Genomic DNA, 17,674 nt, shown 5'->3' with positions numbered 1-17,674 from the left:
GATGTCGAGATTCTCCGGGTCGACAGAACATGGCGCTCGGTGCCACGCCGTTCACTCCAGGTGCGCCAGGTCCTCCGGCCGGTCGATGTCGTACGCCTCGGCCACGTCCCCGCACTCGACGAGGACGATCGCCCCTTCGTGCTCCCTCAGATAGGCGCGTGCCCCCCGGTCGCCCTCCGCACTCCGCGCCACGTCCGCCCAGCGGTCCGCCCCGATCAGCACCGGATGGCCGCGCCTCCCGTCGTACGCGGCGGCCGCCAGCGCGTCGCGCGAGCGGTACGCGGCGGCCACCCGCCGTACCGCCTCCGGCCCGATCCCGGGCTGGTCCACCAGCGCCACGACGACCGCGTCCGCGCCGCTCGCGTCCGCGCCGCCCGACGGGGCGAGGGACGCCAGGCCCGCGCGCAGCGACGACCCCATGCCCTCCTCCCAGTCCGGGTTGTCCACCAGGACGCACCCCTCCAGCGCGGCCCGCTCGCGGACGGCCCCGGCGGCGGCGCCCAGCACCACGTGCACCACCGCGCAGCCGCCTGCCCGCAGCACGCCCACCGCGTGCTCGACCAGCGGGCGGCCCCGGTGCTCCAGCAGCGCCTTCGGGCGGCCGCCGAGCCGCCGCCCGCCGCCCGCCGCCAGGAGGAGTCCGGCGATCCGTGGTGCGTCTGTCGTCGTATGTCCCATGTGGAGTGCATACCGCATGCGCGGACTCCCGCGCGCGGGTGAAGACGGGGCTCCGCCTTGGATAAGGTGCGGGTCCGGGATCGAAGCGATCCGACGGTGATCCGCGGTGATCAGCAAGGACAGTATGAAGTCCGTTACGGGGGACATGGGTTGATGAGTGGTGGTCCGGCACGCCAGGGAACGGTCTTCCAGCCGCTCGAGGACGACGATCCGCGCTCGGTGGCCGGTTACCGGCTCGCCGCCCGGCTCGGCGCCGGTGGCATGGGCAAGGTGTACCTGTCGTACACCCCGGGCGGCCGGCCGGTCGCCATCAAGGTGATCCGTCCCGACTTCGCCGAAGACGCCGAGTTCCGGCGGCGGTTCGCCCAGGAGGTCCAGGCCGCGCAGCGCGTCCAGGGCCTGTACACGGCGCCCGTCATCGACTCCGACACCGACGCCCGCCAGCCCTGGCTGGCCACCGCGTACGTCCCCGGCCCCTCCCTCGCCGACGCCGTGCAGGCGCACGGCGGGCTGCCCGTCGACACGGTGCTGCTGCTCGTCGCCGGCATCGCCGAGGCCCTCCAGGTCATCCACGGCGCCGGCATCGTGCACCGCGACCTCAAGCCCGCCAACGTCCTGCTCGCCGCGGACGGACCGCGCGTGATCGACTTCGGCATCGCGCGCGCCGCCGACGCCACCTCGCTCACCGGCAGCGGCGTGACCATCGGCACCCCGTCCTTCATGTCCCCCGAGCAGGCGGCCGGCCGCACGGTCACCGCGGCCACCGACATCTTCGCGCTGGGCCAGGTCACCGCGTACGCGGCCCTCGGCAGCCCGGCGTTCGGCGAGGGCACCTCCCACGGCGTGCTGTACCGGATCGTCCACGAGGAGCCGCGGCTCGACGGGCTCCCCGACCGGCTGCGGGAGCTGGTGACCCGCTGCCTGACCAAGGACCCGGCCGGCCGGCCCTCCGTCGCCGACATCCTGACCCTGTGTCAGACGGCCAGCGACCAGACGGCGCTGCGCCGCCCGGAGGAGTGGCTGCCCGGCGCCGTCGCCGCGGACATCACCACCCGCGCCGCCGCGCCCGCCCCGGCGGCGGCCACCACGCCCCCGCCGCCCGCACAGCCCCCGGCCGCCCCGGCCGCCCCGGCGACGCCCCCGCCCTTCCCGGCGCAGGCGCACGGCCAGGCCGCCGCCCACCCCCACGCGCCCGGCCACACGCCGCCCGCCCAGGCACCGGCCGCGTACCCGCAGCAGCCCGCCCCGGCGCCCCACCCCCCGACCGCCCACGCGGCTCCGTCGACCCCGCCGCCCGGCTTCGGCCCGCCGCCCACCCAGAGCGCCGCCCACACCCCGGCGCCCGTCCCCGCGCCCACCCCGGGGTACGGCTACCCGCAGGCGCACGCGACCCCGCCCCCGCACGCGACCCCGCCCCCGCACGCCGGACCGGCCCCGGTCACCGCCTCCGTGCCCACCCCGCAGCCCCGCCGGAAGACCAGGCGGAACCTGCTGCTCGGCCTCACCGCCGCGCTCCTCGTGGCCGCCCTCGCCGGCGGCGGGGTGTACGTCCTGATGTCGGGCGACGACGACAAGGGCGGCAGCCGGGCGCAGGGCGGCGGCCGGACCACGAGCGGCTCCACGCCCGCGCCCGAGGGCTCCGCGGACGGCACCCAGGACCAGAACCAGGGCCAGGACCAGGCCACCGCGTCGCCCGACACGCCCTCCTCCGAGCGGCCCCCGGAGCCGGTCGCCAACCCCGAACCCGCCACCTACCAGGGCATCGACCTCACGGACGGCTACCACCTGACGCTGGCGGACGATCCCGTCAAGCCGCTCGCCGACGACGCCAACGTGGACATCGCCTACGACTGGAACCTGGAGAAGATCCACGTCGAGGACGGCCGCCTCATCCTCCTCCGGGCGGGTCAGAAGGGCGACCTGGAGACCTGCCGCACCGAGACCCGGTACGCCGACCGGGTCGACCTCGACTCCCTGTCCAAGGGGTCCCAGCTCTGCGTCCTGACGAACGGGGGCCACGTCGGCCTCGTCACGTACCAGGGCAAGTCGCCGGAGTCCGACCCCAGTCACTACGTCACGCTCGACGTGACCGTATGGCGGGGCGCGATCGCCCCGGAAGGCACCTCCTGACTTTCGTCGGAGGAGTGGCGCTCCCCGCCCGTGATGGCGTTAAGTACAGGGGCGGGCGCACAACGTAGTGCGGGTGAGGGGCGGGAGAGCTTTTGTTGCGAAGCATCGGACGAAGGCACGCGGCCGACGGCGGCGAGGACCCCAGGGTGACGGAGCTGCGCGCCGCCGTCGCCCGCCTCCGCCGCGAACTCGCCGGTCATCCGGCCGACTTCGCGGACCGGGGCATAGCCGACGACGAACTGGCCGCGCTCGCCGCGATGACCCTCACCGGCGTGCCCGAAGTGCGCCGGCTGCGCCGGTCGTTACTGCTCATCGCGGGCGCGATCGGCTCGGTGAGCGCACTGGGCGCCGCGCTCACCGGCCTGCGCCACGCGGTGGAGCTGTTCGCCGAACAGCCCCGCTAGGGCGTGTGTCGAAATTCCCGTCTGGCCGGGGGCGTCCGGCACGCTCGCTCGCCGCGTTGTCGGTCGTCGGCGCAGCCCGCTGCGCTCTCTCCCCCTGCGCCTGGCGGCGCGGGAGGTGCCCCCACCCTCCGCCTTGCGATCGCACGCACCGGACACCGCGGCCCCCGCCCGCCCGCCGGGCGGACGCCGATACTTTCCGGACACTCCCTAGCGGTACGGGCCGGACAGGAGGGGCGGTCAGCGGCGGATCAGACGGCGGGCCGTCGCCGCCGCCACCGCCGCCGTCCGCGAGTCCACGCCCAGCTTCGCGAACACGTGCACCAGATGGGACTTCACCGTCGCCTGACTGAGGAACAGCCGCTTGCTGATCTGCTGGTTCGACAGCCCCTCGCCGACAAGCTGGAGCACCTCCAGCTCCCGTTTGGTCAGCGCCTCGGCCGGCGTCCGCATCCGGTCCATCAGCCGGTGCGCCACCGCCGGGGCGAGCGCCGACCGGCCGGCCGCGGCCGTCCGGACCGCCGCCGACAGCTCCTCCGGCGGGGCGTCCTTGAGCAGGTAGCCGCTCGCGCCCGCCTCCACGGCCGCCAGGATGTCGGCGTCCGTGTCGTACGTGGTGAGCACCAGCACCCGCGGTCCTCCCGGGCGGGCGGTGATCGCGGCCGTCGCCTCCGAGCCGTGCATGCCGGAGACGAACTGGAGGTCCATCAGCACCACGTCCACGCCGTGCGCGAGTTCCACCGCGCGCTCCGCGGTGGCGGCCTCGGCGACCACCGTGAAGTCCGGCTCGGTATCCAGGACGGCGCGCAACCCGGCCCGTACGACGGGATGGTCGTCGGCGAGCAGCAGACGGATGGTCACAGCGGCTGGTCCTCCGTCCGGAGCGTACGCAGCGGAAGGGCCGCCGCGACGGCGGTCCCCTGGCCGGGCGACGACTCGACGGTGAACGTCCCGCCCAGGGACCGTGCGCGCGAGCGCATCGCCCGGAGCCCGAAGCCACTGCCCGGCGAGGGTGCCGGGGAGCCGGGGTCGAAGCCCTTGCCGTCGTCCACCACGTCCAGGCTGACGGACGCGTCCATGAAGGTCAGGGTGATCTCGACCCGCGCGGCCTCCGCGTGCCGCACGGTGTTGGCCAGCGCCGACTGGGCGATCCGCAGCAGCGCCACCTCGTACGGGGTGGGCAGCGGCACCGGCGTGCCGCTCACCGAGAACCGTGCCCTCGGGCCTGGCCCACCGGTGTCGCACAGCCGCTCCAGCGCCGCCGCCAGCGAACCGCGCTCCAGGTCGGCCGGCGCCAGCGCCCGGACGAACCGCCGCGCCTCCGCGAGGTTGTCCTGGGCGGTCCACCGGGCCCGCTCGATGTGGCCGGCCGCCACCGGGGAGCCGTCCGGCAGGGCCCGCCCGGCGGCCCGCAGCAGCAACTGGATGGACGACAGGCCCTGCGCGAGCGTGTCGTGGATCTCCCGGGCCAGCCGCTCCCGCTCGGCCAGCGTCCCCGCGTGCCGCTCCGCGGCGGCCAGCTCCGCCCGCGTCGAGGTCAGCTCCTCGGCCAGCCTCCGGTGCCGCTCGCTCTCCCGGTACAGCGCCTGGTAGCCCAGGACGGTCGCCACGGCGACGGCCGCGCCCAGCAGCGGGCCGATGACGGCGCCTGGGTTCAGCGGTGCGCCATGGCGTACGTACGACATGATCGCGGCGGCCGCCGTGGCCGCGACGGCCGGCAGGGCCCAGCGGGCGGGCAGCAGGTGCAGGAGCAGGAAGTACAGCGGGAAGGCGAGCCACAGTCCGTCGGGCGTCAGGGCCAGCAGGACCAGCCAGGAGGCGGACAGGGCGCCCAGCCAGACCGCGGCGGCGGTCCGGGACTCCCGCACCGCCCGGAGGGCCGACCCGGCCGCGTACACCCCGCCCGTCGCGACCGCCGCGGCGACGGCGGCCGGGCTGGGGGAGCGCAGCGCGGCCAGCACCAGCAGTCCGGCCACCAGCAGGTGCAGGCAGACGCGCAGGACGCGCAGGGCGGGGGTGAGCGAGCGTGGATCCATGTCGCGTCCAGCGTAGGCGGGCCCGGCGTCCGGGGACTCAACCGAAAGTTGGATGACGGGCCCATCCGGCGTGCGATGCCCCGGCGGGCCGCCCCTCGGCAGGCTGGCCGCATGTTCGTCGCATGGAGAGACCTGCGGTTCGCCCGAGGGCGGTTCGCGCTGATGGGCATGGTGATCGTGCTGATCACCCTGCTGGTGGGACTGCTGTCGGGGCTGACGGCCGGGCTGGCGCGGGAGAACGTCTCGGCGGTCACCGGTCTGCCCGCCGACCGGCTGGCCTTCGCCGCCCTGCCGCCCGGCCGGCCGGTGTCGTTCACCGACTCGGTGCTGCCCGAGGAGGCGTGGCGGACCTGGGCGCGGCAACCGGGCGTGACCGCCGCCCGGCCGCTCGGCATCGGCACGCTCGACGCGGTGGCCGGCGACCGTACGGCGGCGCTCTCGGTGTTCGCCGCCGAGCCGGGCGCCGGGATCGGCCCGCGCAGCGCGGAACTGCGCCCCGGGAAGGTGGTGCTCGCCGGCCCGGCCGCCGATGACCTGGGCGTCCGGGCCGGCGACCGGCTGCGGCTGGGCCGGCTGGAGGTCACGGTCGCCGCGGTCGCCGGCGACGCCTCGTACAGCCACACCCCGGTGGTGTGGACGACGCTGGCCGACTGGCGCGCGCTCGGGCACACCGGGGCGACGGTCGTCGTGCTGCGGGGCGAGGGCATCGACGCGGCGGCGGGGGACCGGGCCGCCGGGACGCGGAGCACGACCGTCGACGGGGCCCTCACGGCGATCGGGTCCTACCGGGCCGAGAACGGCAGCCTGCAACTGATGCGGGGCTTCCTTTTCGTGATCTCGGCGCTGGTCATCGGGGCCTTCTTCACGGTGTGGACGATCCAGCGGAGCGCCGACGTGGCGGTGCTCAAGGCGCTCGGCGCCTCGACGCCCTACCTGCTCGGGGACGCGCTGGGGCAGGCGGCGCTGATGCTGGGCGGCGGGATCCTGCTCGGCAGCGGTCTCGCGGTCGGTGTCGGCGCGCTGGTGGGCGGTGGTGACGTGCCGTTCGTCCTCGAACCGCCGACCGTGCTGGTCCCGGCCGCCGTGATGGTCGTGCTGGGGATGCTCGGCGCGGCCCTGTCCATCCGGCGGATCACCGCCGTCGACCCCCTCACCGCGCTCGGGAGCGTCCGATGAGCCTGCACCTCGACGACGTCACCCTGACCTACCCGGACGGTGACGGGCGGCTGACCGCGCTGGACGCCGTCTCCCTGACGGTCCCGCCGGGCACTCTCACGGCGGTCGTCGGCCCTTCCGGCTCCGGCAAGTCCAGCCTGCTCGCCGTGGCGGCGACCCTGGTGACGCCCGAGCGGGGACGGGTCGTGGTGGCCGGTACGGACACCGGCGCGCTGGACGCGGCGGGGCGGGCGGCGCTGCGGCGCGAGCGGATCGGGATCGTCTTCCAGCAGCCGAACCTGTTGCCGTCGCTGACGGCCGCCGAGCAGCTCGGGGTGATGGCGCACCTGTCGGGCCGCCGGCAGGCCGGAGGGCGGGTCATGGACCTGCTCGACGCGGTCGGCCTGGCGGACCTCGCCGGGCGGCGCCCGCACCAGCTCTCCGGCGGTCAGCGCCAGCGCGTCAACATCGCGCGGGCGCTGATGAACGACCCGGCCGTGCTGCTGGTCGACGAGCCGACCAGCGCGCTGGACCACGAGCGCGGGGCGGCGGTCCTCGACCTGCTGGCGGTGCTGACCAGGGAGCGCGGCACGGCCACGGTGCTGGTCACCCACGACCGCGCCCATCCGGACCGGGCGGACCGCACGGTCACCGTCCAGGACGGCAAGCTCTCGGCCCCCCGCCCGGCACCCTGACCCGCCGGCCCGCCGGCTTCCGGGCGCGCGCCCCCGGCTGCCCCGGGTCCGGCCCGGGGCGAGGCCGGGAGGAGCTGGCGGTACCGGCGGGTCCGGGTCCGGGTCAGGCCTGGCCGTTGTTGGCGGGGTTCGCCAGCGCCGTGGACAGTTCCTTGGCGATGCCCTGGAGGATCGGGACGATCCGCTCCGTCGCGGCCTCGGTGACCCGGCCGGCCGGGCCGGAGATGGAGATGGCGGCGGCGGTGGGGGAGTCGGGCACCGACACCGCGATGCAGCGGACGCCGATCTCCTGCTCGCTGTCGTCCACGGCGTACCCCGCCGAACGCACCTGCTCCAGGGCGTGCAGGAAGCCGTCGGGCGTGGTGATCGTCTTCTCCGTCGCGGCCGGCATGCCGGTGCGGGCGAGCAGCGCCCGGACCTCCTCGGGCGGGGTGTGCGCCAGCAGCGCCTTGCCCACGCCCGTGGAGTGCGGCAGCACGCGCCGGCCGACCTCGGTGAACATCCGCATCGAGTGCTTGGACGGCACCTGGGCCACGTACACGATCTCGTCGCCGTCGAGCAGCGCCATGTTCGCGGTCTCGCCGGTCTCCTCGACCAGCCGGGCCAGGTAGGGGCGGGCCCAGGTGCCCAGCAGCCGGGCGGCGGACTCGCCGAGCCGGATGAGGCGGGGGCCCAGCGCGTACCGGCGGTTGGGCTGCTGGCGTACGTAACCGCAGGCCACCAGCGTGCGCATCAGGCGGTGGATGGTGGGCAGCGGCAGTCCGCTGCTGGACGAGAGCTCGCTCAGCCCGACCTCGCCCCCGGCATCGGCCATCCGCTCCAGAAGGTCGAAGGCACGCTCCAGGGACTGGACACCGCCGGTCGCGGCGGCGGGTTTGGCGGCGTCGGTGGTGCTGGCGCTGGACGTCGGCACGTCAACGGTCCTTTCGAGGCGGATGCGGCAAGTCAGCAGCCTACCGGGCCCTTCCTCCGGGCACATCGCCCTCGGTGGGACGTCTTGGCCGGTCAGGCGCTGTTTGTCCGGGTGTCCGCGGGGGTGCGCGAAGGTCTGCCGGTGCTCCTCATGTGGAGAGCTACGTTCTCCTGGGTGAAATTATGTTTCCACTTCATGGAAACATCCAAGTCGCCCGTCCGCCACCCGGCGAGGAACCGGGGGACCCTTGACGAGGTGGGGTCCGGAGTGAAGACTCCTTCAACAGTTCGTTGAAAAACTCGTGAAAACGATGATCCGACCGGCGATGTGGAAGGCGATGTGGACGGGAACGTGGACCTGAACGGCAACGCGCAACAGGGTGGCGACGTCGACGTCGCCGGCGTCGACACGGACGCGGAGGTGACGCTGGTACTGCGCTCGACGCGCGTGATCACCCCCGAGGGCACCCGCCCCGCCTCGGTCGCCGTCGCCGGCGGCCGCATCGCGGCGGTGCTGCCCCACGACGCCGAGGTGCCCGCCGGCGCCCGGCTGGAGGACGTCGGCGACCACGTCGTCCTCCCCGGCCTCGTCGACACCCACGTCCATGTGAACGACCCCGGCCGCACCGAGTGGGAGGGCTTCTGGACCGCAACCCGCGCGGCCGCCGCCGGCGGCATCACCACCCTCATCGACATGCCGCTCAACTCGCTGCCGCCCACGACCACGGTCGGCAACCTGCGCACCAAGCAGGACGTGGCCCGCGCCAAGGCGCACATCGACGTCGGCTTCTGGGGTGGCGCCCTGCCGGACAACGTCAAGGACCTCCGGCCGCTGCACGACGCGGGCGTCTTCGGTTTCAAGTGCTTCCTGTCGCCCTCCGGCGTCGACGAGTTCCCCTCGCTCGACCAGGAGCAGCTCACCGCGTCCCTCGCCGAGATCGCGGGCTTCGGCGGCCTGCTGATCGTGCACGCCGAGGACCCGCACCACCTGGACGCCGCCCCGCAGAAGAGCTCGCCGAAGTACGCCGACTTCCTCGCCTCCCGGCCGCGCGACGCCGAGAACACCGCCATCGAGAACCTCATCAACCAGGCCAGGCGGCTCGACGCGCGCGTGCACGTGCTCCACCTGTCCTCCGCCGACGCGCTGCCGATGATCGCCGCCGCCCGTCGCGAGGGCGTGCGGATCACCGTCGAGAGCTGCCCGCACTTCCTCACCCTCACGGCCGAGGAGGTCCCGGACGGCGCCACGGAGTTCAAGTGCTGCCCGCCCATCCGTGAGGCGTCCAACCAGGACGCGCTGTGGGAGGGCCTCGCCGACGGGACGATCGACGCCATCGTGTCCGACCACTCGCCCTCCACCGCCGACCTCAAGACCCCCGACTTCTCCACCGCCTGGGGCGGCATCTCCTCCCTCCAGCTCGGCCTGCCCGCCGTCTGGACCGAGGCCCGCCGCCGCGGACACACCCTGGAGGACGTCGTCCGCTGGATGTCCGCCGGCCCGGCCCGCCTCGCCGGCCTCGACCGCAAGGGCGCCATCGAAGCCGGCCGCGACGCCGACTTCGCCGTCCTCGACCCGGACGAGAGCTTCACCGTCGACCCGGCCGAGCTGCACCACCGCAACCGGGTCACCGCGTACGCCGGCAAGACCCTGCACGGCGTCGTCAGGTCCACCTGGCTGCGCGGCGTGCGCATCGCCGACAACGGCATCCCGGCCGAGCCCACCGGCCGGCTGCTCGAAAGGAACAAGTGACACCCGTGACCGCCATACCGTCCTTCACCGGCGACGCCAGCCCGTACGGCGGCGGTGACCCCTACGCCGACTACCGCACCGCGGACTTCCCCTTCACCGGCCTGGTCGACCTGGCCGACCGCCGCCTCGGCGCGGGCGTCATCGCCGCCAACGACGAGTTCTTCGCCGAGCGCGAGAACATGCTCAAGCCCGAGCCCGCCGAGTTCGACCCCGAGCACTTCGGCCACAAGGGCAAGATCATGGACGGCTGGGAGACGCGCCGCCGCCGCGGCGTCTCCGCCACCGAGCCCCACCCGACGGACGAGGACCACGACTGGGCCCTGGTGCGCCTCGGCGCGCCCGGCGTCGTCCGCGGCATCGTCGTCGACACCGCCCACTTCCGCGGCAACTACCCGCAGGCCGTCTCCGTCGAGGCGACCGCGGCGGCCGGCTCCCCGTCGCCCGAACAGCTCCTCGCCGACGACGTCGAGTGGACGACCCTCGTCCCGCGCACCGCCATCGGCGGCCACGCGGCCAACGGCTTCGCCGTCGACGTCGAGCGGCGCTTCACGCACCTGCGGGTCAAGCAGCACCCGGACGGCGGCATCGCCCGCCTCCGCGTGTACGGCGACGTCGCCCCCGACCCGGCCTGGCTCGGCGTGCTCGGCACCTTCGACGTCGTGGCGCTGGAGAACGGCGGCCACGTCGAGGACGCCTCCGACCGGTTCTACTCCCCGGCCACCAACACCATCCAGCCGGGCCGCTCCCGCAAGATGGACGACGGCTGGGAGACCCGCCGCCGCCGCGACAAGGGCAACGACTGGATCCGCTACCGGCTCGTCGAGCAGTCCGCCGTCCGCGCGGTCGAGATCGACACGGCCTACCTGAAGGGCAACAGCGCCGGCTGGGCCGCCCTCTCGGTACGCGACGGCGAGGGCGGCGAGTGGACCGAGGTCCTGCCGCGCACCCGCCTCCAGCCGGACACCAACCACCGGTTCGTCCTGCCGGAGCCGGCGGTCGGCACGCACGTCCGCGTCGACATCTACCCGGACGGCGGCATCTCCCGCCTCCGCCTGTTCGGCTCGCTGACGGCACTGGGCGCCAAGCGCCTCGCCGCCCGCCACGACGAGCTGGGCTGACCGACCCGGGCAGTACGACACCTGCCCGTACGCGGGGGCGCCCCGGCCCGACAGCACCGGTGCGCCCTCGCGCCCTCCCCCCGCGTGTCCGCGCACGCCCTACGCGGCGTGCCCGCCGTCCACCGCGAACTCGGCGCCCGTCACGAACGCCGCCTCCTCACCGGCCAGGAACGCCACCATCGACGCCACCTCGTCCGGCACGCCGAAGCGGCCCAGTGCCGTCAGCGCGCGCTGCCCGTCCGCGTACGGGCCGTCCGCCGGGTTCATGTCGGTGTCGACCGGCCCCGGGTGGACGATGTTCGCCGTGATGCCGCGCCCGCCCAGCTCCCGGGCGAGTGCCTTGGTCAGGCCGGTCAGCGCCGACTTGCTCATCGTGTAGAGCGTCCCGCCGGGGCCCGGCACGCGCTGCGTCATGCACGAGCCGACGGTGATGATCCGCCCGCCCCGCCCCATGCGCGCCGCGGCCGCCCGCGACGCCACGAACACGCCGCGCACGTTCACCGCCAGCACCCGGTCCACATCGCCGTCCGTCAGGTCCTCCAGCGGGGCGAGCACCCCGATGCCGGCGTTGTTGACGAGCACGTCCAGCCGCCCGCCCAGGGCGCCCGCCGCGCGCTCCACGGCGCCCGCCGCCTCGGCCGCGTCCGCGGAATCGGCGCGCAGCGCGACCCCGCGCCGCCCGGTCGCCTCGATCTTGGCGACGACCTCCCGGGCCCGCTCCTCGCCCCGCACGTAGGTGATCGCGACGTCCGCGCCCTCCTGGGCCAGCCGCAGCGCGACCGCCGCCCCGATGCCGCGGCTGCCGCCGGTGACCAGAGCTGTCCTGCCGTTCATGTGCCCCTCCGAGCCTTCGTCCACCGTGGTACGTCCAAAGTGGTTGCGGGTTCAATGACATCGGAGGGGCGGCCGGGGCGCTGGCGGGAATCGGACCCCGAGACCGGGAGGCCCGCGCCCGGGTGCGTTCCGTGCGGAGGCACGGTCCGTCGTCATGGCACACGATGAAGGACCGACCGCTCCAGGAGGAAGGCGCCGGCCATGGCCGAGCTCACCGTCACCACCTTCATGACGCTCGACGGAGTCATGCAGGCTCCGGGCGGCCCCGACGAGGACCGGACCGACGGCTTCGCGTACGGCGGCTGGAGCGTCCCCTACGTGGACGAGGAGTTCGGCCGGTTCATGGACGAGGTGTTCGGCCGGGTGGACGGCTTCCTGCTCGGCCGCCGGACGTACGAGATCTTCGCCGCGTACTGGCCCCACGTCACCGACGAGGACGATCCGGTCGCCGGCCGGCTCAACTCCCTGCCCAAGTACGTGGTGTCCCGTACCCTCGGCACGGCCGAGTGGCACAACTCCACCGTCCTCACGGGCGACCTGGCCGAGGAGGTCGACCGCCTCAAGCGGCTGCCCGGCCGCGAGATCCAGGTCCACGGCAGCGCCCGGCTCGCCCGGAGCCTCATCGCCCTGGGCCTGGTCGACGAGCTGAACCTGCTGGTCTACCCGGTCTTCCTGGGCAAGGGACGCCGCCTCTTCCCCGACGGCGGCGCGCCCACCGCCTTCGAGCTGACCGGCCACCGCGCCACGACCACCGGCGTCACCATCCAGACCTACCGCGTCGCCGGCCCCGCCCGGTTCGGCACCTTCGCCCCCGGCGACTGACGACCCGGGGCACCCGACCGGCCCCGGGCGGCCGGGCACCCCCCGGCCCGGGACGTCCGCCCACCCCCTACGCCCGCCGCAGCCGGTCCGCGATCATCAGGACGGCGAACCCGGTCACCGCGAGCACGATGTGGGCGAACAGCTCCCGCCCGTGCAGGATCCCCACACGGTCCGTCAGGTACCGCGTGAACCCCAGGAACCGGAACCAGCCGGTCAGCTCACGCAGCACCCCGCACACGCCGACGACGAGGGACAGGGTGCCGATGACTTCCAGGATCTTCTTCATACCGGGAAGCCTCGGCCCCGCCGCCGGACCACCGCCTCCCCCCTCGGTATGGGCGCCGGGTCCGGAAGTATCGGTCTCGGCGACTTCGGTAGCGGACCGCCCCTCCCGGGCCGCGCGGCGCCCGGCGCCCGCATAACTTGGGCGGCATGACGCGTGCGGACTACCCCTGGCTGCTCCCCTCCGACCTGGCCGAACCCGCCGGCCCGGCGCTCACGGACGGGCCCGGCGGCCCGGAGGGCCCCGGCGGCGGGCAGGGCCGCCCGGCGCGGCACCGGCGTACCGTACGGGACTGGGTCGTCGACACGACCGCCTTCCTCTTCGCCGCGTTCGTCGGGGTCCTCGCCGCCGAGGCCTCCAGCGCGCTGGGCAACGCGCCCGCCGCCGTCGTCGCCGACCAGCTCCTCGGCGCCGCCGCCTGCTGCGCGCTCTGGCTGCGCCGCCGGTGGCCCGTGGGCCTGGCCGTCGCCCTGTCCGTACTGAGCACGGTCGCGCCCACCGCCGGCGGGGCCCTGCTGGTGGCCCTGTTCGGCGTCGCCGTACGGGTGCCGTTCCGGCGCCTCGCGTACGTCGGCGGTCTGGCCCTCGTCTGCGGCGTCGTCCAGGTGTTCGTGCGCCCCGACCCGACCCTGCACCCCGTCGCGGGGATCGCCGTCGGTGTCGTCCTGGTCCTGCTGGTCACCGCCTGGGGCATGCTCGTCCGCTCGCGGCGCCAACTCGTCGTCGCCCTGCGGGAACGCGCCCGGCGCGCCGAGGCCGAGGCCGGGCTCCGCGCCGAACGCGCCCAGCGGGCCGCCCGCGAGGCCATCGCCCGCGAGATGCACGACGTCCTGGCCCACCGCCTCACCCTGCTCAGCGTCCACGCCGGTGCCCTGGAGTTCCGGCCGGACGCGCCCCCGCCCCAGGTCGCCCGTGCCGCCGGGGTCATCCGCGACAGCGCCCACGAGGCGCTCCAGGACCTGCGCGAGATCATCGGCGTACTGCGCGCCCCCGGCGACCGCGAGGACGGCGACCGCCCGCAGCCCACCCTCGCCACCCTCGGCACCCTGGTCGGCGAGTCCCGCCGGGGCGGCATGGACGTCACGCTCGACACCACCGTCGACGACCCGGCCGGCGTCCCCGCCGCCACCGGCCGCACCGTCTACCGCATCGCCCAGGAGGGCCTGACCAACGCCCGCAAGCACGCCCCCGGCACACGGGTCACCGTCACCGTCCGCGGCCGCCCCGGGGACGGGCTGACCGTCGACGTCCGCAACCCCGCCCCCACCGGCCCCGTCCCCCACGTGCCCGGATCCGGCCAGGGACTCATCGGGCTGACCGAACGGGCCACCCTCGCCGGCGGCCGCCTCACCCACGGGCACCTGCCCGGCGGCGGGTTCGGGCTCCACGCCTGGCTACCGTGGCCCTCATGACCATCCGGCTGCTCCTCGTCGACGACGACCCCCTCGTCCGCGCGGGACTCACCTTCATGCTCGGCGGCGCCGACGACATCGAGATCGTCGGGGAGGCCGCCGACGGCGCCGACGTCCCCGCGCTCGTGGCCCGTACCGCCCCCGACGTCGTCCTCATGGACATCCGTATGCCGCACGTCGACGGACTCACCGCCACCGAACGGCTCCGCGCCCGCCCCGGGGCCCCCGAGGTCGTCGTCCTCACCACGTTCCACGCCGACGAACAGGTGCTGCGGGCGCTGCGGGCCGGTGCCGCCGGGTTCGTCCTGAAGGACACCCCGCCGGACCGGATCGTCGACGCCGTACGCCGGGTGGCGGCCGGCGACCCGGTGCTCTCCCCGGCCGTCACCCGCCAGTTGATGACCCATGTGGCACACCACGCGGACGACCACCGCACCGGCCGGCGGGCGTCGGCGGCCGCCCGGCTCGCCGGACTCGGCGCGCGCGAGCGGGAGGTGGCCCTCGCCGTCGGCCGGGGCCTGTCCAACGCCGAGATCGCCGCGAACCTGTACATGAGCGTGCCGACCGTCAAGACGCACGTCTCACGCATCCTGGCCGGATTCGGCCTCAACAACCGTGTCCAGATAGCCCTCCTGGTACAGGACTCGGGGCTGCTCGACGGGGAGGAAGGAGCTTAGGCTGAGCCGATGATCACGGTCGAACTGAGCGAGTACGGCGAGGACTTCACCGCCGACCCCTACCCGTACTACGCCAAGCTCCGCGAGAGCGGACCCGTCCACCACGTACGCACCCCCCTCGGGGACGAGCTCTGGATCGTCGTCGGTCACGCCGAGGCGCGCGCGGCGCTCGCCGACCCGCGGCTGTCCAAGTCGCCCGCGGCGGCCGGAGTCCAGATGCTCGACGAGGAGGTCATCGGCCCCAACCTGCTGGTCGTCGACCCGCCCGACCACACCCGGCTGCGCAAGCTCGTCGCCCGCGAGTTCACCGGCCGGCGCGTGGAGGCCCTCCGCCCGCGCGTCCAGGCCATCACGGACGAACTGCTCGACGCCATGGAACCGCACGGCCACGCCGACCTCGTGGAGGCGCTGGCCTTCCCGCTGCCGATCACGGTGATCTGCGAGCTGCTGGGCGTCCCCACCGCCGACCGGGACACCTTCCGCACCTGGTCCACCGAGATCGTCGCGCCGACGAGCACCGAGGCGGGGAACGCCGCCGTGTACGCGCTCGGCGGCTACCTGGAAGCCCTCGTCGAGGACAAACGCCGGGCCGGGCCCGCCGACGACCTGCTCTCCGCCCTGCTGCGCACCCGGGCGGAGGACGGCGACCGCCTGTCGGCCGCGGAACTGTGCGCCATGGCCTACCTGCTGCTGATCGCCGGGCACGAGACGACGGTCAACCTGATCTCCAACGGCGTCCGCGCCCTGCTCACCCACCCGGACCAACTTGCCGCCCTGCGAGCCGACTTCGGCCTGCTCGACGGCGCGGTCGAGGAGATGCTGCGCTACGACGGCCCCGTCGAGACCGCCACCGTGCGGTTCGCCCTCGAACCGGTCCCGGTGGGCGACACGGTGATCCCGCGGGGTGCCGCCGTGCTGGCCGGGCTGGGTGCGGGCGACCGGGATTCGGCCAGGTTCCCGGACCCCGACCGGTTCGACATCCGCCGCGACACCGGCGGGCACCTGGCCTTCGGGCACGGCATCCACTACTGCCTCGGCGCCCCGCTGGCCCGCCTGGAGGGCCGCGTCGCGGTGCGCTCCCTGCTGGAACGCTTCCCCGGCCTGTCCCTCGACCCCTCGGCCGGCCCGCTGGACTGGCTGCCCGGCCTCCTCATCCGCGGCGTCCGCCGCCTTCCCGTCAGGTGGTGACCCGATGACCGGCCTCGACCTCGCGCGCGCCCGCGCGGTCCTCGACGACCAGCCCTTCAGCCGGCTCGTCGGCGCCCGCCTCGCCGCCTTCGGTGACGGCGGCGCCGTCCTGGAGGTGGACGTCCGCGACGACCTGCGCCAGCAGAACGGCTTCCTGCACGGCGGGGTCCTCTCGTACGCCGCCGACAACGCGATCACCTTCGCCGCTGGCAGCGCCCTCGGGCCGGCGGTGCTGACGGCCGGGTTCTCCATCCAGTACGTCCGCCCCGCGACCGGCCTCGCGCTGCGGGCCCGCGCGTCGGTGGTCCACGCGGGCCGGCGGCAGGCCGTGGTGCGCTGCGATCTGCTGACCGTGGACGCCGACGGGACCGAGACCCTGTGCGCGGTCGCCCAGGGCACGGTCCTGTCGGCGCCGGGCGCCTCAGAGGGCTGACGGCACCTCGTCCAGCCGGACGGGGCGGCGCTCACGGCGTGATCGTTCGCACGCCTCGGCCACGCGCAGCGCCTGGAGGGCCTCCCGGCCGTCGCAGGGGTTGGCCTGCTCGCCGCGGGCGAGGCGCACGAAGGCGTCCAGCTCCGCCTCGTACGCCGGGGCGAACCGCTCCAGGAAGCCGGGCCACGGCTTGTCGGCGGCGGGCGGGCCCAGCGGTTCGGTGGAGGTGAGGGGCGTCCGGTCGTCGAGGCCCACCGCGATCTGGTCGCGCTCGCCCGCCAGTTCCATCCGTACGTCGTAGCCGGCGCCGTTGCAGCGGGTGGCGGTCGCGGTGGCGAGGGTGCCGTCGTCGAGGGTGAGGAGCGCGGCGGCCGTGTCGACGTCGCCGGCCTCGCGGAACATCGCGGGGCCGGCGTCCGCGCCGGTCGCGTACACCTCGGTGATCTCGCGGCCGGTGACCCAGCGGAGGATGTCGAAGTCGTGCACCAGGCAGTCGCGGTAGAGGCCGCCGGAGAGCGGGAGGTAGGCGGCGGGCGGCGGTGCCGGGTCGGAGGTGATGGTCCGGACGGTGTGCAGCCGGCCGATGCGCCCGGAGCGGACGGCGTCACGGGCCGCCCGGTAGCCGGCGTCGAAGCGGCGCATGAAGCCGAGCTGGAGTGGGGTGCCGGCCGCCTCCACCTCGCGGAGCGCGCCGAGGGTGCCCGGCAGGTCGAGGGCGATGGGTTTCTCGCAGAAGGTGGGCAGCCCGGCGCGGGCGGCGCGGCCGATGAGCTCGGCGTGGGAGGCGGTCGCCGAGGCGATGACCAGCGCGTCCACGCCCCAGGCGAAGACGTCGTCGACGGTCGGCGCGGCCGTGGCGCCGGTGAGACGGGCGACCTGGGCCGCCCGGCCGGGGTCGGCGTCGGCGACCACGAGGGCCCCCACCTCCGGGTGGCGGCTGAGCACGCCCGAGTGGAAGCTCCCGATACGTCCCGTTCCGATGAGTCCGATGCGCATGGCCCCCAAGGTGATGCCGGGGCCGTCATCATGTCAAGCTTTTGTCCTGACAACAGGACTTCACAACTTCCCGTCATCATTCCCGGTGGATAGGCTCGGCCCGTGCCCAAGCAGACCCGAGCAGCCAGAGAAGAGACCGGTTCCGTCGTGCGCC

General features: G+C 74.8%; 18 protein-coding genes. 11 read left to right on the top strand and 7 right to left on the bottom strand.

All coding sequences use genetic code 11. The annotated features are described in order from the left end of the window. Positions 1-51: 51 nt before the first annotated feature. A complete protein-coding gene (locus ACF068_RS12240) occupies positions 52-678 on the bottom strand; it encodes an NTP transferase domain-containing protein (RefSeq protein ID WP_392274125.1) in 627 nt (208 codons plus the stop codon). A 153-nt stretch (positions 679-831) separates the two neighbouring features. Between ACF068_RS12240 and ACF068_RS12235 the strand changes: the two genes are divergently transcribed. After that, positions 832-2,808: a serine/threonine-protein kinase gene (locus ACF068_RS12235; RefSeq protein WP_392274124.1), complete on the top strand. Its 1,977-nt coding sequence runs from the start codon at positions 832-834 to the stop codon at positions 2,806-2,808. Positions 2,809-2,900: 92 nt separating this feature from the next. After that, positions 2,901-3,212 (top strand): DUF5955 family protein, encoded by a 312-nt coding sequence (locus ACF068_RS12230; protein ID WP_392274123.1) that lies wholly within the window; start codon positions 2,901-2,903, stop codon positions 3,210-3,212. Between the two features lie 237 nt (positions 3,213-3,449). On the opposite strand, the gene ACF068_RS12225 is transcribed toward ACF068_RS12230, so the two are convergent. Next, positions 3,450-4,070 carry a response regulator gene (locus tag ACF068_RS12225; RefSeq protein ID WP_392274122.1) on the bottom strand — a complete coding sequence of 207 codons (621 nt, stop codon included), beginning with the start codon at positions 4,068-4,070 and terminating at the stop codon, positions 3,450-3,452. Further along, positions 4,067-5,245, bottom strand: a complete 1,179-nt coding sequence (locus ACF068_RS12220; RefSeq protein ID WP_392274121.1) for a sensor histidine kinase — start codon at positions 5,243-5,245, stop codon at positions 4,067-4,069. Before ACF068_RS12220 ends, ACF068_RS12225 begins: the two co-directional genes overlap by 4 nt. 111 nt (positions 5,246-5,356) lie before the next feature. Between ACF068_RS12220 and ACF068_RS12215 the strand changes: the two genes are divergently transcribed. Next, a complete protein-coding gene (locus ACF068_RS12215) occupies positions 5,357-6,421 on the top strand; it encodes an FtsX-like permease family protein (protein WP_392274120.1) in 1,065 nt (354 codons plus the stop codon). Then, entirely contained in the window at positions 6,418-7,095 is a 678-nt protein-coding gene (locus tag ACF068_RS12210; RefSeq protein ID WP_392274119.1) for an ABC transporter ATP-binding protein, read from the top strand. Before ACF068_RS12215 ends, ACF068_RS12210 begins: the two co-directional genes overlap by 4 nt. A 103-nt stretch (positions 7,096-7,198) precedes the next feature. On the opposite strand, the gene ACF068_RS12205 is transcribed toward ACF068_RS12210, so the two are convergent. Continuing rightward, positions 7,199-8,008: an IclR family transcriptional regulator gene (locus ACF068_RS12205; RefSeq protein ID WP_392274118.1), complete on the bottom strand. Its 810-nt coding sequence runs from the start codon at positions 8,006-8,008 to the stop codon at positions 7,199-7,201. 420 nt (positions 8,009-8,428) lie between these two features. Between ACF068_RS12205 and allB the strand changes: the two genes are divergently transcribed. Next, positions 8,429-9,757, top strand: a complete 1,329-nt coding sequence (allB, locus tag ACF068_RS12200) for an allantoinase AllB (protein WP_392274375.1) — start codon at positions 8,429-8,431, stop codon at positions 9,755-9,757. Between the two features lie 5 nt (positions 9,758-9,762). Continuing rightward, complete coding sequence (gene alc, locus ACF068_RS12195) at positions 9,763-10,875, top strand: allantoicase (RefSeq protein ID WP_392274117.1); 1,113 nt, start codon at positions 9,763-9,765, stop codon at positions 10,873-10,875. A 99-nt stretch (positions 10,876-10,974) separates the two neighbouring features. On the opposite strand, the gene ACF068_RS12190 is transcribed toward alc, so the two are convergent. Further along, on the bottom strand, positions 10,975-11,709 hold the full coding sequence (locus ACF068_RS12190; protein WP_392274116.1) for an SDR family oxidoreductase: 735 nt from the start codon (positions 11,707-11,709) through the stop codon (positions 10,975-10,977). A 201-nt stretch (positions 11,710-11,910) separates the two neighbouring features. Between ACF068_RS12190 and ACF068_RS12185 the strand changes: the two genes are divergently transcribed. Then, positions 11,911-12,531, top strand: coding sequence for a dihydrofolate reductase family protein (locus tag ACF068_RS12185; protein ID WP_392274115.1), 621 nt, complete (start codon positions 11,911-11,913; stop codon positions 12,529-12,531). A gap of 67 nt (positions 12,532-12,598) precedes the next feature. Here ACF068_RS12185 and ACF068_RS12180 read toward each other — a convergent pair whose 3' ends face one another. Then, a complete protein-coding gene (locus ACF068_RS12180; protein ID WP_392274114.1) occupies positions 12,599-12,817 on the bottom strand; it encodes a hypothetical protein in 219 nt (72 codons plus the stop codon). Between the two features lie 146 nt (positions 12,818-12,963). On the opposite strand from ACF068_RS12180, the gene ACF068_RS12175 reads away from it, so the two are divergent. The 4 genes from ACF068_RS12175 to ACF068_RS12160 are packed head-to-tail and all read left to right on the top strand — an operon-like array spanning position 12,964 to position 16,524. Beyond that, positions 12,964-14,226 (top strand): sensor histidine kinase, encoded by a 1,263-nt coding sequence (locus tag ACF068_RS12175; RefSeq protein ID WP_392274113.1) that lies wholly within the window; start codon positions 12,964-12,966, stop codon positions 14,224-14,226. Then, positions 14,223-14,903, top strand: coding sequence for a response regulator (locus ACF068_RS12170; protein WP_392274112.1), 681 nt, complete (start codon positions 14,223-14,225; stop codon positions 14,901-14,903). Before ACF068_RS12175 ends, ACF068_RS12170 begins: the two co-directional genes overlap by 4 nt. A 9-nt stretch (positions 14,904-14,912) precedes the next feature. After that, a complete protein-coding gene (locus ACF068_RS12165) occupies positions 14,913-16,091 on the top strand; it encodes a cytochrome P450 (RefSeq protein ID WP_392274111.1) in 1,179 nt (392 codons plus the stop codon). A gap of 4 nt (positions 16,092-16,095) precedes the next feature. After that, positions 16,096-16,524 (top strand): PaaI family thioesterase, encoded by a 429-nt coding sequence (locus tag ACF068_RS12160; RefSeq protein ID WP_392274110.1) that lies wholly within the window; start codon positions 16,096-16,098, stop codon positions 16,522-16,524. Here ACF068_RS12160 and ACF068_RS12155 read toward each other — a convergent pair. Beyond that, positions 16,513-17,520, bottom strand: coding sequence for a Gfo/Idh/MocA family oxidoreductase (locus ACF068_RS12155; protein WP_392274109.1), 1,008 nt, complete (start codon positions 17,518-17,520; stop codon positions 16,513-16,515). The genes ACF068_RS12160 and ACF068_RS12155 overlap by 12 nt on opposite strands. Positions 17,521-17,674 lie beyond the last annotated feature (154 nt).

It is taken from the genome of Streptomyces sp. NPDC016309, from assembly GCF_043077235.1.
Lineage (GTDB): Bacteria > Actinomycetota > Actinomycetes > Streptomycetales > Streptomycetaceae > Streptomyces.
The sequence above is the reverse complement of the archived record's forward strand: the minus strand, read 5'-3'. Positions and strand labels throughout refer to the sequence as shown.

Bases quoted from the DNA above. Each gene is read 5' to 3' on its own strand.
- ACF068_RS12220 (WP_392274121.1), bottom strand. From the start codon at position 5,245: ATGGATCCACGCTCGCTCACCCCCGCCCTGCGCGTCCTGCGCGTCTGC.
- ACF068_RS12170 (WP_392274112.1), top strand. From the start codon at position 14,223: ATGACCATCCGGCTGCTCCTCGTCGACGACGACCCCCTCGTCCGCGCG.
- ACF068_RS12240 (WP_392274125.1), bottom strand. From the start codon at position 678: ATGGGACATACGACGACAGACGCACCACGGATCGCCGGACTCCTCCTG.
- ACF068_RS12180 (WP_392274114.1), bottom strand. From the start codon at position 12,817: ATGAAGAAGATCCTGGAAGTCATCGGCACCCTGTCCCTCGTCGTCGGC.
- ACF068_RS12185 (WP_392274115.1), top strand. From the start codon at position 11,911: ATGGCCGAGCTCACCGTCACCACCTTCATGACGCTCGACGGAGTCATG.
- ACF068_RS12175 (WP_392274113.1), top strand. From the start codon at position 12,964: ATGACGCGTGCGGACTACCCCTGGCTGCTCCCCTCCGACCTGGCCGAA.
- ACF068_RS12165 (WP_392274111.1), top strand. From the start codon at position 14,913: ATGATCACGGTCGAACTGAGCGAGTACGGCGAGGACTTCACCGCCGAC.
- ACF068_RS12215 (WP_392274120.1), top strand. From the start codon at position 5,357: ATGTTCGTCGCATGGAGAGACCTGCGGTTCGCCCGAGGGCGGTTCGCG.
- ACF068_RS12155 (WP_392274109.1), bottom strand. From the start codon at position 17,520: ATGCGCATCGGACTCATCGGAACGGGACGTATCGGGAGCTTCCACTCG.
- ACF068_RS12190 (WP_392274116.1), bottom strand. From the start codon at position 11,709: ATGAACGGCAGGACAGCTCTGGTCACCGGCGGCAGCCGCGGCATCGGG.
- ACF068_RS12235 (WP_392274124.1), top strand. From the start codon at position 832: ATGAGTGGTGGTCCGGCACGCCAGGGAACGGTCTTCCAGCCGCTCGAG.
- ACF068_RS12160 (WP_392274110.1), top strand. From the start codon at position 16,096: ATGACCGGCCTCGACCTCGCGCGCGCCCGCGCGGTCCTCGACGACCAG.
- ACF068_RS12210 (WP_392274119.1), top strand. From the start codon at position 6,418: ATGAGCCTGCACCTCGACGACGTCACCCTGACCTACCCGGACGGTGAC.